Raw genomic sequence first — 13,705 nt, 5'->3', positions numbered from 1 at the left:
GGTGGCGGAATGTTCGTAGATGGTGGATTCGTCAATGAAAATGAGAGCGGTCGCTTTTCTTCTAGCTTCGGCTACATCGGCATCGGCTGCGATGTCTCCGGGACCGCCGCCGTGGTCGTGCAATCCCATCGCGGCATGTAACGCAACTGATGTTTGCGTTTCACTGATGTCGTTCCCTTTGAGGTTCAGCCTTGCCCGTGTCGAAGGCGATCAGACGAAGTACGATCTTAGTGGAGTGGGTGGGGCAACAACTTCTGCACTTGAAATGCCGTCGTTGGCTGATGCGAAGCGATTTATCGAGACAGACGAAACCTACGACCGGATGCCGTACCTCTTAGTCCGGAACGAACTCGTCAGTGACAGCAACGGTTTCTGGCTACTTTCGTCATACACGCGAGCCGGGAAGCGCCATATGGGTGATGACAGGCTGCTGATTTCTTGTAATCGGATACGGCACTAGGTCACCTTGTGGTGATGCGCCTCACCGCATCGATCGACGCCGCGAAAGCATCGTTTGCACGCGCCTCAATCTCTGCCGCATCGCCGGTATCGGTCTCCAGGTCGAGCGTATTGATAGCATTCCAGCTTGCCGCCTGTTCCATCTTGGATTTCATGATGTCGCGGGATAGCTTAGCGTTGGCAGCAGCAAGGACTTGGGCATCGGAGATCATCTGCTGAATGGTCCGCTCGTTCAGCGACACCGCGTCTTCGAGCCGGATGTTGTTCGCCTTCAGGACGTCGATCGTGGCTGCATCCCGGCTGGACTGATACCCCCAGCACCCGCCCATGATGCCGATTACAGCAATGAGACCGACAAAAATATAGAGCGTGATGGATTGGAGCATGCCGGTATTTATCGGGCTAGGTGCGTTGATCGGCATTGGTACAAATGTGTTGTTGCAGCTAGATTTAGTGTTTCTTGCGGGATTTTGTCAGAATATATGGAATGTCAGCATTCTTCAGCAGTGAGGCTGGCATGGAACTCATCTGGAAAAAAGGCGTCGACGTGAAGATCGCAATAGCTCCGCGATCGGTGCTCATTGTGTCGGCGGTCGTATTTAGAAGCTACACGCCCGAACAACTCGCGTCGTTGTCCACTATTGTGCGTTCGGTTCTGTGGTAAGTCGAAGCGATTTAATATGCTTCGATGCGATCCGACACATCACCATGTCCGGCACAGATGGACGATCTCCCGATGGAACCGGTCAATGCCCGTGATCTGCGACTATCGCTTTGATGACCGGCGATGACGAGCAATAGTTTTGCCAGTCCGATTCCATGACGCGCTTACGTTTGCGGGAAGTGCCTTTCAGCGGTGGTAGTGTTTTGGTCGATGTGAACTGCTTCTTGCCAACGTACTTTTTGCCGTTGATCCGGTCGGTCAGCACATATACGAACCCGACGTGATTGCCGATGTGGGCGCTGGTGAACGGCTCACCGCGATAAATCCAAGTAATATGCGTCGTCCTCTAAAACGCATATTTATCCAGCCGCCATTATTTACGCTGATGAGTAAGCCTTAATGTATGTTCTGTGAATATTCGCTGTAGGTGCTGTGGATGTTCGCCTGTTGTTGGCGGCGGTTATCAGTATTTGCACTGTCGAATAAAAAAAGACGCGACGAATGGTCGGGCCTGATGGAGGTTCAAAGCACTTTCCACCTAGAGAACACTAAAAAGCGTGACTGCAGACAACCCGACCTACTGAACGAGGTGGTTATCTAGCGGCTTCATCATCGCCTTTAGTTCTGAAGAGCCGCGAAAACCGGCAAGCCAAAGATTGACGAGATCGCGTGCCAGTTCGTCCAAACTTGGATCAGGCGCAACGATGCCGCGATCCAAGCGAATTTCTTCCAGCACGGCTTTGAGTGTTGTGAGATCGGCTGGTTCCAGCGCTTCGAATGCCGTAAAGTACATCTGCGGTGCCTCATTTTCGCCATAACCTACCAGAGGTTTGGGGTAAGCGAAAAGATGCGAGAAGTTGCAATAGCTTACATGTGATTGCCTTAATCGATGTTGACTCCGTCGCGCGATAAGAACATAACAGGAACATAATCCTATTTTGGAGGCTGTTATGTCTGCTGCTGTGAAGATCGAAAAAGCTGAAGCCGACATCGACAAGGCTCAGATGATCCTTGATGCGTTCGGCGGAAACGCATTGGCGGCACTTAGGTCAGTGGTTGCAGATGCTGAACATCTTTGCGCTGAACTGGAAACGGCAAGCTTGTATCTGAGCCATGGTGCCGCTGGTGGCTGGACGCCATCGTTTGAGCGTGATCGGTGATGGAGGCGATCGAAGCTGTCCTTGAGCAGTTGCGGGCGCTTAACGCGAAGCCGGATACGCCGATCAGCATCTTCGACATCGGTATTCCGATGATCGGAGCAGGGTACAGCCAAGACCGGATTTTGAACGCGTTGTATTATCCTGAGAGCAAGAAGCAAATCGAATTGCTTCCGGGTAACCGGCTTAGGCTAATTTAGCTGTTATTCACTCATGTTTCTTGACAAGTCGCACTATTCGCCCAAATATTCGGCATCTGCTTAAAAATAAGAGCAAGACGGCAGTATAGGAGCAAATCATGGCTGTCGATATCCTCGCGAGCGCTCCATGGCGCGCGCCTGTACTCGTGCGAATTGGTCACGGCTCATCGGAGCCAGTCGAAAGTGCGTCTGACGCGATGCATTATCTGCAAAACCGGTGGCCTCATGAACGCGGTGATCACTATCGCCGCGCGATGAACGTCTGCAAAGAAGCAGCGCAAGGGTCTGTGCCGACTGAAGTTGCGCGGGAGGCGTTCATATCCGCAGCGATCGAAGCTTACGTTCTCGCTTGATTTACGGGGGAGTGCTCTCTGCCGCGCGGGGTGAGAGAGGTGCGCGGCAGAGAGGCACCGAACAGTCATTGCGTTAGAATGACTGTCGCTTTAGCGAACTGAGATTGTTGTTCGGGGTTCCGTTCGCTAAGCAACTTTTTTGGCTGATACCCCTGCCGCCGATGTAGAGGTCAGCGACAGGGAGTACCACAGCCCGACCACGGCAATGGAGCGGGCTATCTAAAGACAGGAACCCCCTGCCGGAGGGGGACAACGGCAAGGGGCCTTGGAGATCGGTAGGTAGCAATGATTACCGATGCATGCCTAACCGCGCGATCTCGACCGAGTTCCATCGGCAAAAGAAAACCCCACTGCAGAGCGCAGCGGGGTGAGGATAGCCAATCTGAGAGGGGACAAAACAGACCGGTAGCCAAAGAACGGCGGTTGTAGCGATTGGTTCCCTCAACGCAAAAGGGTCCGGAAGCGGAAGCCGCCGAACCCTCAGTATGCAGGAGACACATACGTCTCTATTTAGTCGAGCAAGCTAACGTGCTCGATCAGCCTCTTCTTGTTTTGGGCGTGGTCCATAGCGGCTTTCAGGAAGCCGAAGTCCTTGCACCACTTGATCAGCTTGTCGTAGTTCGCGAAGAATTCGTCACGGGCTTTTCGGTCGTAGACGAGCGTTTCAATGTTAGAAGACATTTCATTTCCTTTGGAAGGAAACGATGACGCTTCATCATATAAAGATGGCTCTCAAAGCCTCACGTTGGTCATGGTTTCGAGGTTGGTGGATTAGTCTTTTCGTTCTCTTGTTCTTTTTTGATTGGTGCGGCTGCTAGAGCCTTTTCGATAGCCTCCTTCTTCTGCTTGAGGGTGTATGCGTTGCCGGACTTGCCGTAATAGTGGAGGTGACCACCAAGGCTGCGACCGCTGATCGACGCCTTGATGCCGAGATCGACGCCGCTGATTTTCAGCAGGTCATCCATGCGGTGACGCGCTGAATAGAATGACTTGCCCGGTGTGACCGTGGTGAAGAACGGGCTGAAAATCTTGTTGATGCGTGATGGACCTTTGTCGTCCTGAAACTTGGGAAATCCGTTCGTGTACTTCTTCAGGATGGCGATGCCTTCGGCGGTGACGATCGGCAAATCTCTATGCCTATCTCCACCAGATTTGACGCGCGTTCGCAGGGAGTTTTCACCGACGTTATTTTCGGATCCGAAACAGGCAATCACCAAAAGTCTGCTTGCCGGTATTCGGGCCCAGTTACCAGAATATATCGCGAGCGCGATCCACGCAGAATCGGGCCGTGAGGCCGTTCTTCCGATTGATGTGGCCGGCGAGTACGCACAGCATCAATTTTTCGCTGATCTCGCGGTCGGCTTTTCGCGCGGCGCCCGACTGATCGAAGGAGGGATCGAGCATATACGGGCGACACCTGTGGCGCGCTTCTTCATCGCAGTTCCCACAACGGAGGGCGAGTTAGCAGGCGATCTTAAACGCAAACTGATTGCTGCGGGCGCACGAGTGGTGATGCTTGGTTATGTCTGATGTTCTGATCGATCTGTTCATCAGCGCCATCGTGGAAACGCTGATGATGACTTTTGCATCCGGCCTTATTTCTCTAGCGATCGGATTGCCGCTTGGTTTGGCGCTTGTCGCAACTGCGCGTGGCGGTAGGCTTACATTGTCGCCCACAATCTCGGCTGCTTGGTCGTCGCCAAACTCGGGGCGCGCCCTGCCGCAAAAAGAATAAGGGCAGCTTTGCTTGTCGCGCCTTGCGACCCAAAGCTGACCGAAGACCTCCATCCAGGGATGATCGATTTTGGGCAAGCTCCGGTCGGGGCGCCGAGATGTCCAAGCCTGATTGTCGGCAGCCTCAACGACCTCTACATGCCAATCGATGAACTCGCACAACTCGGGCAGTCATGGAACCTACCCGTCCACAATCTGGGCCTCGCAGGTCATATCAATATCGCAAGTGGTTATGGTCGGTGGACGGGCGGTTATCGTCTCTTGGATCAATTAGCGAGCGTTGCCAGGGCGCGGCCGGTCAGTACAAAGGACCAGTTCCAACCGATGAGCGACCTTCGCTCGTGTTGACGGAGCGGTATGTTTCAACTCCCGATCCACTGTCTCATCTAGAGCGTCCCGCTGAGGATCCATCCGAACGATGCGGGGAAGAACACCATCGGCCAGGCTTAAATCGACATGGAGATTTCTTCACATGCTGAGAGAGAATGACTATCTCAAATTCAGCCCGCACCCAGATACGCTATTCGCAAACTGGTTGCGTGCTCGCTGCGAAAGTTCCCCGGCTGTTGCACCCAACGGTGATGAACTTAGACCGCGATTAGGTTCTGAACTTTCATCATCCCCTATCGACACCCAAGAGGCGTAACAAATGGCAAAATCAATGCATCTAACCGCGTTCATGCGTCCCGTCAGTCTCCATACGGGAGCGTGGCGTTATCCTGGCTCCTATCCTGATGCCAACTTTAATTTCGGTCATATTCGGTCGTTTATACTGAAGCTGGAGGCGGCGAAATTCGATGCATTCTTCATGGCCGATCATCTGGCGGTCCTCAATATGCCGGTGGAGGCGCTGAAGCGCAGCCATACGGTCACCTCGTTTGAGCCGTTCACACTTCTTTCGGCGCTCGCCGCAGTCACGGAAAAAATCGGTCTTGCGGCCACGGCGTCAACCACGTTCGACGAGCCCTATCATGTCGCCCGGCGCTTCGCTTCGCTGGACCATATCAGCAACGGCCGCGCCGCCTGGAATATAGTCACCACCTCCAATCCGGATTCGGCGCGTAATTTCGGCTTGGATGAGCACGTCGAACACGGTGAGCGATACAAGAGGGCGAAGGAATTCTACGAGGTCGTCACAGGCCTTTGGGACAGCTTCGCGGACGACGCCTTTATCCGCGATCAGGAAAGCGGGATCTTCTTTGATCCAGCGAAAATGCATGTTCTCGACCACAAGGGTGACGAGCTCAGCGTGCGCGGCCCGCTCAACATCGCCCGGCCCGTTCAGGGCTGGCCGGTCATCGTGCAGGCGGGACAATCCGAGCCCGGTCGTCAGCTTGCTGCCGAAACCGCCGAACTCGTCTTCTGTTCGCCGCGCGATCTCGCCGCTGCCAAAGCACTTTACGCCGACATCAAGGGGCGAATGCCAGCCTTCGGTCGCGCGCCCGAGCATATGAAAATCCTTCCCGCGGCCCTCATCGTCATCGGCGACACGGTCGAGGAGGCCAAGGCAAAGCGATCCAGGCTCGATAGCTTCGTTCACTACGACAGCGCGATTGCATCACTCTCGATAGCCCTCGGACATGATGTATCGACCCTCGATCCTGACGGTCCCTTGCCGGCTATTCCGGATACCAACGCCAGCAAGACCGGGCGGGCGCAGGCATTGCGGTTGGCCACCGAGGAAAATTTGACGGTTCGCCAGCTTGCGCAACGCTATGGAGGATATGCCGGCCTCGCCTTCGTTGGAACGCCAAAAACCATCGCGGACGAGATGGAGGCCTGGCTGGCGCAGGGGGCGTCGGATGGCTTTACCGTCGTCTTCCCCTATCTTCCCCAAGGGCTGGACGATGTCACAGAGCAACTCATTCCGGAGCTACAGGCGCGCGGGCTGTTTCGACAAGATTATGATGGAACGACGCTTCGGGACCACCTCGGCTTGCCACGCCCTGTTAACCGGAACTTTGAATGATTGCTTCAATGCATGTTGCGACAAACTTGGCGTGTTCAGGAACCTGCGGGAAGCCCATCAGCTCGCCGAATTGTCCGCGTGCAAGCGGGCCTGCAATGAACAAGCTTTGGCTGGCCGCGCCCGCTTTCCCGATAGCGAGGGCGTCGCGGTCGCAGTCGAGGCCGAGGCCGGTTGCGTCGATCTTGATATGTCCTGCTTCGGAAAGGCGCCAAAGCCAGTCCTGGCTCGAAAGAAGCTGACTATGGGCGGGGCCGGTCGTCACCACCACAGCATCGAACTCATGTTGCTCCATGCCATCGCCACCGCGAGGCCTGATAACGATCCGGATCACGTCATCGACGATTTCCGCCCCTTCAATCGATCCGGCCAGGATTTCGAGCATGCCTGTCGCAATTTCATGATCGAGCACTTCTTCCACCTGGGGCGCGATGCGGAAACGATGCACGTCCCAGTAGGGACGCAAATGGCGAACGATCCGGCGCCGTTCTGCCGTGGAAAGTGCCGACCACAGACCACTGCCCTGAGCTCGCACCTGATCCAGCACCGCATGCCAGGTCAGCCCTTCTTTCGCGGCATCGCGGATGGCCTTTCGGATGCGCATGACAAGTCTCGCAGCGCGCGTTTCCGGCGATGACAAGAAGTCGCCGTAGGGTTCTTGCGTGACCGCTGCGTGCCCACGCGAACGCAGCCCGCGCCGCGATACGGCGGAGATCCTGCCCCTATGGCCGCGTTGCTTCAGCGAGGCAATCACATCGGCGGACGTCAGGCCGTTGCCGACGACAAGAACGCGATCGCCTTGTCGGATCGGAGCCAATGCTACGGCTGCGGTCGGGTTAGCAACGAAACGGGGATGTCCCGCAAGGGCGCTCGCAAGCCGGCGGGGTGGTGCAGGTGCCGGATGTGTGGTCGCGATGACGAGTATGTCGGCATCGACAGTCTCACCGTTATCGCTGACGACATGCCAGCGTCCGTCGATTTTCTCTACGGTACTCGCGGCCGAGCGCACATGCCTGATTCTACCGGTTTCAAGCAGCGGACGCACGCAGGAAAAAACGTAGTCGCCGAAAACGCCGCGTCGCGGAAAGACTGAGCCATCTGGGCGGATCGCTTCGGCGTCATCACACAGGATGTCGGCTGCCTCAAGCCATCGAGTGAAGTGATCTGGATCATCGGGCAGGAGGCTCATCCGTGCTGCCGGCACGTTGATCCGGTGGACGGGATCGGCCGTATCATAGGCCAGTCCCTTGCCGATCCTCTCGCGGGGTTCGAATATCACGATATCTGGGTCTGGCGTTCTTTCATGCTGGGCAAGATGATAGGCGACCGCAGCACCAGTGACGCCGCCGCCTATGATGGCGATGACCGTCTTTGCGGAACCGGCTGATGATGGGCGGGATGAAGAATGGGTCACGGCTCAACGCTTCAATTGGACTGGCGGAACTTTGGGTCGGCATAACAGCTTCATCAAAGCTATAAATTCCATAGAGTAATCCGACAATGGAAAGGCTTTGCTTATCCTTTACCTGATCGACGCTTAGGCTTTTGACAATCGCCAAGTGGTTGGTGGTGCCTGATCATTGGTGGAGAGGAATTTAGCATGCGATCGATCATTGCAAAGCTTGCGGCTGTCGCCGCCATTATGGGGATGGGGTTCAGCCTTGCGGCGACGCAGGCTTCGGCTGCCGATCTTTCCGAAATCCGTATCGACTGGGCAACCTATAATCCGGTGGGCCTGTTGCTCAAAAAGGAAGGGCTGCTCGAGAAGGAATTCGACAAGGACGGGATCAAGATCCGCTGGGTGCAGTCCGCCGGTTCCAACAAGGCGCTCGAATTTCTCAATGCCGGCTCGATCGATTTCGGCTCGACGGCGGGAGCCGCGGCCCTGATCGCACGCGTCAACGGCAATCCGGTCAAGTCCATCTATGTCTATTCCCGCCCCGAATGGACGGCGCTGGTGGCCGGCAAGGATTCCCCGATCAAGAGCGTCGCGGATCTCAAGGGCAAGTCGGTCGCGGTTACCCGCGGCACTGATCCGCATATCTTCCTCGTGCGCGCGCTGGCCGATGCCGGGTTGAAGGATGGTGATGTGAAATTCGTCCTGCTGCAGCACGCCGATGGTCGGCTGGCGCTGACCCGCGGTGATGTCGATGCCTGGGCAGGGCTCGATCCGCTGATGGCGGCGGCCGAAGTGGAGGACGGCGCGCAGCTCTTCTATCGCAAGCCCGAGAACAATACCTGGGGCGTGCTGAACACGACCGAAACCTTCGCCAAGGACCACCCGGACGTCGTCAAGCGGGTGCTCCGCGTCTATGAGCAGGCCCGTAAGCAGGCGTTGGCCGATCCGGCGGCTTTGAAGGTCGCCCTTATCGAAGCCGCCAAGCTGCCCGATGCGGTCATCACCAAGCAGCTGGAGCGGACCGATATCAGCAAATCCCGCATCGGCGACGAGCAGCGCGACACGATCCTCAAGGCCGGGCTTGCCCTGCAGCAGGCCGGCGTTCTGCCTGCCGATGCGGATATCGCCAAGGTGACGGGTGAACTGATCGATCCGAGCTTCGGCGAAGCTCTTGTCCAGTAAGAGGGGCAGGCCGTGACCACGACCGACATTCTGACAGACCGGCTGCCGCGGGAAACCCGCGGCAATGCCGTGCCCGCCCGGTTCGGCCTTTTGAAGCGGCTCGGCCTGGCATTGGCGCTACCGCTCGGTGGCTTCCTTCTCTGGCAGGTGGCCGTGTCATTAGGCCTTGCGTCTGGCCGGCTCGTGCCGCCGCCGTCACGGATTCTTTCTACGCTTTGGCAGCTTGCGCAGGCAGGCGAACTTTACCAGCACGTCTCGTCGACCTCCCTGCGGGTTCTTCTGGGTTTCCTTGCGGGCTCGCTTGCGGGCGCGGTGCTTGGCAGCGTCACGGGTTTTTTCGGCTTTGCCCGGCAGGTGGTTGATCCTACGCTCCAGGCACTGCGGGCCATTCCGTCGATTGCCTGGGTTCCCCTTTTCATTCTTTGGTTCGGGATTTTCGAGACATCGAAGATCGTGCTGATCGCAACCGGCGTGTTCTTCCCGGTCTATCTCGGCGTGTCGACGGCGCTTTTGTCGGTTGACCGCAAGATCGTCGAAGTGGGCCGGATATTCCGGCTGTCTGGTTTCGAACTGGTGCGTCGGATCATGTTTCCGGCCGTTCTGCCGGCCTTCATCGTCTCGCTGCGCTCCGGCCTCGGTCTTGGCTGGATGTTCGTCGTTGCCGCCGAGTTCATGGGCGCATCCGAGGGGCTGGGCTATCTCCTGGTCGACGGCCAGCAGTTGGGCAAGCCCGACCAGATCGTCGCGGCGATCATCGTCTTTGCCATCATCGGCAAGCTTTCCGATGGGTTGCTGGTCTTTGCGACCAAGCCGCTGATTGCCTGGCAGGATAATTTCAAGCGGGAAGGCATCTGATGTTATCGCTGAATGGGTTGTCGAAGACGTTCAGCAACGGGGTACAGGCGCTTGGCGGTTTCACCCTCGACGTGCCGGCCGGCGAAATCGTTGCCGTCATCGGCGGTTCTGGCTGCGGCAAGAGCACGTTGCTCAGGCTTGCAAGCGGACTGGAGAGACCGACGCGCGGCGAGGTGACGATCAATGGCGATGTCGTGCAGGCGCCGCATCCGTTGATCAACCTGATCTTCCAGGAACCGCGCCTTCTGCCCTGGTTGACGGTCGGCGACAATATCCGCTTCGGCCTCACGCATCTTTCGGCCGCAGAACGCGACCGGCGCACGAATGCGGTGCTGGAACAGGTTCACCTGACCGGATACGAGAACCGGTTGCCGAAGGAATTGTCCGGCGGGCAGGCGCAGCGCGTGGCGATTGCGAGAGCATTGGTGACAAGGCCGGAAGTACTGCTTCTCGACGAGCCTTTCTCGGCGCTCGACGCGCTGACCCGCGCTGCACTGCAGAATCATCTTCTGGAGATCTGGCGCGAAAGCCGGCCGACGATCATCATCGTCACGCATGATATCGATGAGGCCGTGGCGCTTGCCCACCGCGTCGTGGTGATGCAGCCCTGGTCCGGACGGATCTTGGAAGAGATTGCCATCGATCTACCGCTCCCGCGCGATGGCGAGGACGGCGATGTCGAGCACTATCGACGCAAAGTACGGGCATCGCTCGATCGGTCGCTGGCAGGACGGCACGAGACGGCGCGCGAAGGTCTCGCAGTTTCTCGGTGAGCCTTATCTTCTGCCGGGAGCCTGGAATTGCTGCTTTTGAAGGCTCTCTCCTTGCAAAGACGCTCTTTTTCCGAGGCGCCGAATTAAGGGCATGTTCATCTCCTGCCGGTCCGCAATTTAGTACATGGTTTTAGTAGAGAATATTGGAATTCGACGCGTTTGCGGCGAAACTGGACCTCCACAAATACCAAGAAACGGAGGTCGGTCATGATCGGTGGTGGCATTTCTATCTTCGGGTTCGATCTTTTCGGTCCGCTTCGCAAGGTCGTTGAGGATGCAAGGGAAGAGGCGCGGCGGTCGTCCGCGTCGTATCAGGAAAAGGCCGCGGAAGACCGCAGGCAGGGTGTTGTGGAACGCGACGACAATGTCGCCTTCTACTGGAGCCTCCATTTCGGTTACTGACGAGGGAGAGATCGATGGCCCTGGCTTTCGAGCGGCAACCCGAGCTTGGCCGGGTGTTTCGCAAACCGGTGATTAGTCTGGCTCAATTCGAACGGTGGCTGGCGCATTGCGCCATCACCGGGGCTTTCGGTTTCGTCACCGGTTTGCTCATCTTCCTGTAAGCGGCGCGTGATGCGCCGCACGTCGACGGGGACGCGATCTGTCCCCGGTCTGAGGCGGTCGCAACACGCCGGTTGCCATGTCGGCCCAACCCGGAATGGAATTCTTCCGGAGTGGCGAGGATTAGTCGTCCAATCCTATCGAAATTATCGCTCTGATCTTAGCCTGTCTCTTAATCTTGCTGTGCCCGGCCGATCCTTGGTCGATGGCGCATGCAGCCAATCGCTTCCGCGGAGAGCGGCAAGCTCCAAGGGAAGGACGAAACCTCATGGCAAATGCCGGGCAGCCGCTTGATTTTCTCTGGTTCATCCCCTCGTCGGGAGATGGCGCGTATCTCGGTTCGGATGATCTCAATCGCCCCGCCGATCCGGGCTATTTCCGCGAGATCGCCAAAGCTGCCGACCGGCTGGGTTATTCCGGCGTGTTGATCCCGACGGGCGCAGCCTGCGAGGAGTCCTTCATCCTCGCGGCCGATCTCGCCGCCCATACGGAAAAGCTCAAGTTCCTGGTCGCAATCCGTCCCGGCGTCGCGTCTCCCGCTTACTATGCCCGCCTGACGTCCACTCTGGACCGCGTCTCCGGCGGCCGGCTTCTCCTTAATATCGTCGTAGGCGGAAGCGCGCAGGAACTTGCCGGTGACGGGATCTTCCTGCCGCATGACGAGCGCTACCTGCATGCGGGCGAATTCTTCCAGGTGTTCAATTCGCTGATCGAGACGGGCCATGCGCATCTCGACGGCAAATATATCCAGGCGCATCATGCCGATCTCGGCCTACCGCCGGTGCAACAGCCGCGCCCGCCCATCTATTTCGGCGGTTCCTCCGACGCGGCTATCGATTTTTCCGCCGGCATCATCGACAAGTATCTCACTTGGGGCGAACCGCCGGCCCAGGTGGAGGAAAAGATCACCAAGGTGCGTAAAGCCGCGGCGCTGCATGGGCGCGAGGTCTCCTTCGGCATCCGCCTGCATTTCATCGTTCGGGAAACGGATGAGGAAGCCTGGGAGGCGGCCGATCGACTTATCTCTAAGCTTTCCGATGAAACCATTGCGGCCGCGCAGGAGGTTTTCGCCAAGAATTCCGACAGCGTCGGCCAGGCGCGCATGGTGGCGCTGCATAACGGCCGGCGCGACAAGCTGGAAGTCTCTCCCAATCTGTGGGCGGGTGTCGGGCTCGTCCGTTCGGGCGCGGGGACGGCCCTGGTCGGTTCGCCCAAGACGGTTGCTGCGAGGCTTCGGGAATATCAGGAGCTTGGCATCGATACGGTGATCGCGTCCGGCTATCCGCATCTGGAAGAGGCCTACCGGGTGTCTGAACTGCTTTTCCCCGAACTCGGCCTTGCCGGCCCGCGCAACCAGATTCGCTCGTCCTTCGGTGCGAAACACGTCTTCGGCGGCGGTGGCCATGGTGGCAACGTCAAGGTGGCATCCGGCTCGTAAGAGCGGATGAAATGGGGCAGCCCGTCTATGTTGTAGAGCGACACAAGTGTTCGCGCTGGAATTGATCCGAGGCAATTTATTCCACGGCGCGATTTCCAATCGAAACGGCGTCTCTCTCAAAACCCATTAGAACTATTAGATTGATGGACATTCGTCTTTTGAGAGGGTCTCATGAAACTTCTGGCTATCATTTCCGCAGCTGTCATGGCTGTCGCAGCTCCCGCATTCGCCGAAACTGTCAAGATCGGCGTCGTGCCGGGTGTCTATGGCGATAGCGTCGAGGCACTAGTACCCGAGGCCAAAGCCGCCGGCATCGACCTGCAGGTCACCGAGTTCAGCGATTGGACGACGCCAAACGAGGCGTTGCAGGCTGGCGATCTCGATCTCAATTACTTCCAACACAAGCCGTTCCTGGCCAATGCCGTGAAGCAAAAGGGTTACGAAATCGTGCCGATCGGCGTCGGTACGCTCGCCAATATCGGCATCTATTCGCTGAAATACAAGGATTTCGCCAGCGTGCCGGACAAGGCGGTCGTGGCGATTGCCAACGATCCGGTCAATCAGGGACGTGGCCTTCTGCTTCTGGAGCGTGGCGGCCTCATCAAGTTGAAGGACGGCGTTGGCTCCCAGGGCACACTCGACGACATCGTCGAAAATCCCAAGCATGTGACGTTCAACGAAGTCGAGGGACCGCAGTTGGCGCGCGTGACCGGCGACGTTGACCTCGCGCTCGGTTATCCGCATTTCATCATCGCCGCCAAGACGTTCGATCCCGGCTCGGCGCTGATCTATTCCGGTATCGATGACAAGCAGTTCGCCATCGTCTTCGCCGCAAACAAGGCCAAGGCAGACAATCCGGCGCTGAAGAAGGTGGTCGAACTCTACCAGAATTCCAAGGTCGTACGTGAGGCGATCGACAAGGGCTTCGCCAGCAATTCGAAACTCTACACGATCGCGTGGTGAG

At 57.5% G+C, this 13,705-nt stretch carries 20 protein-coding genes and 1 pseudogene; 15 read left to right on the top strand and 6 right to left on the bottom strand.

What is annotated here, in order from left to right:
• Nucleotides 1–9: 9 nt before the first annotated feature.
• On the top strand, nucleotides 10–141 hold the full coding sequence (locus JZX87_RS31615; RefSeq protein ID WP_286195144.1) for a hypothetical protein: 132 nt from the start codon (nucleotides 10–12) through the stop codon (nucleotides 139–141).
• Nucleotides 142–461: 320 nt separating this feature from the next.
• Here the strand turns inward: JZX87_RS31615 and JZX87_RS28375 are convergent, their stop codons facing one another.
• From JZX87_RS28375 to JZX87_RS28370, 3 genes are all read right to left on the bottom strand, one after another.
• Nucleotides 462–845 (bottom strand): hypothetical protein, encoded by a 384-nt coding sequence (locus JZX87_RS28375; protein ID WP_206829145.1) that lies wholly within the window; start codon nucleotides 843–845, stop codon nucleotides 462–464.
• A gap of 360 nt (nucleotides 846–1,205) precedes the next feature.
• Nucleotides 1,206–1,448 carry a hypothetical protein gene (locus tag JZX87_RS31945; protein ID WP_353654286.1) on the bottom strand — a complete coding sequence of 81 codons (243 nt, stop codon included), beginning with the start codon at nucleotides 1,446–1,448 and terminating at the stop codon, nucleotides 1,206–1,208.
• A 252-nt stretch (nucleotides 1,449–1,700) separates the two neighbouring features.
• The gene (locus JZX87_RS28370) at nucleotides 1,701–1,916 is read right to left on the bottom strand and encodes a hypothetical protein (protein ID WP_183687593.1); all 216 of its coding nucleotides are present in this window, start codon (nucleotides 1,914–1,916) and stop codon (nucleotides 1,701–1,703) included.
• Between the two features lie 157 nt (nucleotides 1,917–2,073).
• On the opposite strand from JZX87_RS28370, the gene JZX87_RS28365 reads away from it, so the two are divergent.
• The 3 genes from JZX87_RS28365 to JZX87_RS28355 all read left to right on the top strand — a co-directional run bounded on the left by JZX87_RS28365 (nucleotide 2,074) and on the right by JZX87_RS28355 (nucleotide 2,833).
• The gene (locus tag JZX87_RS28365; protein ID WP_183687591.1) at nucleotides 2,074–2,283 is read left to right on the top strand and encodes a hypothetical protein; all 210 of its coding nucleotides are present in this window, start codon (nucleotides 2,074–2,076) and stop codon (nucleotides 2,281–2,283) included.
• Nucleotides 2,283–2,480, top strand: coding sequence for a hypothetical protein (locus JZX87_RS28360; protein ID WP_183687589.1), 198 nt, complete (start codon nucleotides 2,283–2,285; stop codon nucleotides 2,478–2,480). Before JZX87_RS28365 ends, JZX87_RS28360 begins: the two co-directional genes overlap by 1 nt.
• A 98-nt stretch (nucleotides 2,481–2,578) precedes the next feature.
• Entirely contained in the window at nucleotides 2,579–2,833 is a 255-nt protein-coding gene (locus tag JZX87_RS28355) for a DUF982 domain-containing protein (protein ID WP_183687587.1), read from the top strand.
• Between the two features lie 510 nt (nucleotides 2,834–3,343).
• Here JZX87_RS28355 and JZX87_RS28350 read toward each other — a convergent pair.
• Complete coding sequence (locus JZX87_RS28350; RefSeq protein ID WP_206829144.1) at nucleotides 3,344–3,514, bottom strand: hypothetical protein; 171 nt, start codon at nucleotides 3,512–3,514, stop codon at nucleotides 3,344–3,346.
• 68 nt (nucleotides 3,515–3,582) lie between these two features.
• On the bottom strand, nucleotides 3,583–3,960 hold the full coding sequence (locus JZX87_RS28345; RefSeq protein WP_206829142.1) for a site-specific integrase: 378 nt from the start codon (nucleotides 3,958–3,960) through the stop codon (nucleotides 3,583–3,585).
• Between JZX87_RS28345 and JZX87_RS28340 the strand changes: the two genes are divergently transcribed.
• From JZX87_RS28340 to JZX87_RS28325, 4 genes and pseudogenes are all read left to right on the top strand, one after another.
• Complete coding sequence (locus JZX87_RS28340; RefSeq protein WP_206829140.1) at nucleotides 3,935–4,363, top strand: hypothetical protein; 429 nt, start codon at nucleotides 3,935–3,937, stop codon at nucleotides 4,361–4,363. The genes JZX87_RS28345 and JZX87_RS28340 overlap by 26 nt on opposite strands.
• Nucleotides 4,356–4,490, top strand: a pseudogene (locus JZX87_RS31610) (ABC transporter permease); the annotation flags it as partial. The gene JZX87_RS28340 and the pseudogene JZX87_RS31610, both read left to right, overlap by 8 nt.
• A 32-nt stretch (nucleotides 4,491–4,522) precedes the next feature.
• Nucleotides 4,523–4,915 carry an RBBP9/YdeN family alpha/beta hydrolase gene (locus tag JZX87_RS31940; protein WP_206829139.1) on the top strand — a complete coding sequence of 131 codons (393 nt, stop codon included), beginning with the start codon at nucleotides 4,523–4,525 and terminating at the stop codon, nucleotides 4,913–4,915.
• A gap of 301 nt (nucleotides 4,916–5,216) precedes the next feature.
• Entirely contained in the window at nucleotides 5,217–6,536 is a 1,320-nt protein-coding gene (locus JZX87_RS28325; RefSeq protein WP_206829137.1) for an LLM class flavin-dependent oxidoreductase, read from the top strand.
• Here the strand turns inward: JZX87_RS28325 and JZX87_RS28320 are convergent.
• Nucleotides 6,517–7,947 carry an FAD/NAD(P)-binding protein gene (locus JZX87_RS28320; RefSeq protein ID WP_206829136.1) on the bottom strand — a complete coding sequence of 477 codons (1,431 nt, stop codon included), beginning with the start codon at nucleotides 7,945–7,947 and terminating at the stop codon, nucleotides 6,517–6,519. The genes JZX87_RS28325 and JZX87_RS28320 overlap by 20 nt on opposite strands.
• 234 nt (nucleotides 7,948–8,181) lie before the next feature.
• On the opposite strand from JZX87_RS28320, the gene JZX87_RS28315 reads away from it, so the two are divergent.
• From JZX87_RS28315 to JZX87_RS28285, 7 genes are all read left to right on the top strand, one after another.
• Complete coding sequence (locus JZX87_RS28315) at nucleotides 8,182–9,114, top strand: aliphatic sulfonate ABC transporter substrate-binding protein (RefSeq protein WP_286195147.1); 933 nt, start codon at nucleotides 8,182–8,184, stop codon at nucleotides 9,112–9,114.
• 12 nt (nucleotides 9,115–9,126) lie between these two features.
• The gene (locus JZX87_RS28310; protein WP_206829132.1) at nucleotides 9,127–9,969 is read left to right on the top strand and encodes an ABC transporter permease subunit; all 843 of its coding nucleotides are present in this window, start codon (nucleotides 9,127–9,129) and stop codon (nucleotides 9,967–9,969) included.
• Nucleotides 9,969–10,742: an ABC transporter ATP-binding protein gene (locus JZX87_RS28305; RefSeq protein WP_206829130.1), complete on the top strand. Its 774-nt coding sequence runs from the start codon at nucleotides 9,969–9,971 to the stop codon at nucleotides 10,740–10,742. The genes JZX87_RS28310 and JZX87_RS28305 overlap by 1 nt, the downstream gene beginning before the upstream one ends.
• A 207-nt stretch (nucleotides 10,743–10,949) precedes the next feature.
• Nucleotides 10,950–11,144 carry a hypothetical protein gene (locus JZX87_RS28300; protein ID WP_206829129.1) on the top strand — a complete coding sequence of 65 codons (195 nt, stop codon included), beginning with the start codon at nucleotides 10,950–10,952 and terminating at the stop codon, nucleotides 11,142–11,144.
• 14 nt (nucleotides 11,145–11,158) lie between these two features.
• A complete protein-coding gene (locus JZX87_RS28295; RefSeq protein ID WP_206829128.1) occupies nucleotides 11,159–11,305 on the top strand; it encodes a hypothetical protein in 147 nt (48 codons plus the stop codon).
• A 266-nt stretch (nucleotides 11,306–11,571) separates the two neighbouring features.
• Nucleotides 11,572–12,741 (top strand): FMNH2-dependent alkanesulfonate monooxygenase, encoded by a 1,170-nt coding sequence (gene ssuD, locus JZX87_RS28290; protein WP_206829126.1) that lies wholly within the window; start codon nucleotides 11,572–11,574, stop codon nucleotides 12,739–12,741.
• Nucleotides 12,742–12,912: 171 nt separating this feature from the next.
• Entirely contained in the window at nucleotides 12,913–13,704 is a 792-nt protein-coding gene (locus JZX87_RS28285; protein ID WP_206829124.1) for a MetQ/NlpA family ABC transporter substrate-binding protein, read from the top strand.
• The last annotated feature ends 1 nt before the right edge of the window (nucleotide 13,705 follow it).

The sequence above is a fragment of the Agrobacterium sp. Ap1 genome, from assembly GCF_017313375.1.
Taxonomy (GTDB): domain Bacteria; phylum Pseudomonadota; class Alphaproteobacteria; order Rhizobiales; family Rhizobiaceae; genus Neorhizobium; species Neorhizobium cellulosilyticum.
Note: the sequence above shows the minus strand (reverse complement) of the source record. Positions and strands in the feature narration are given on the sequence as shown.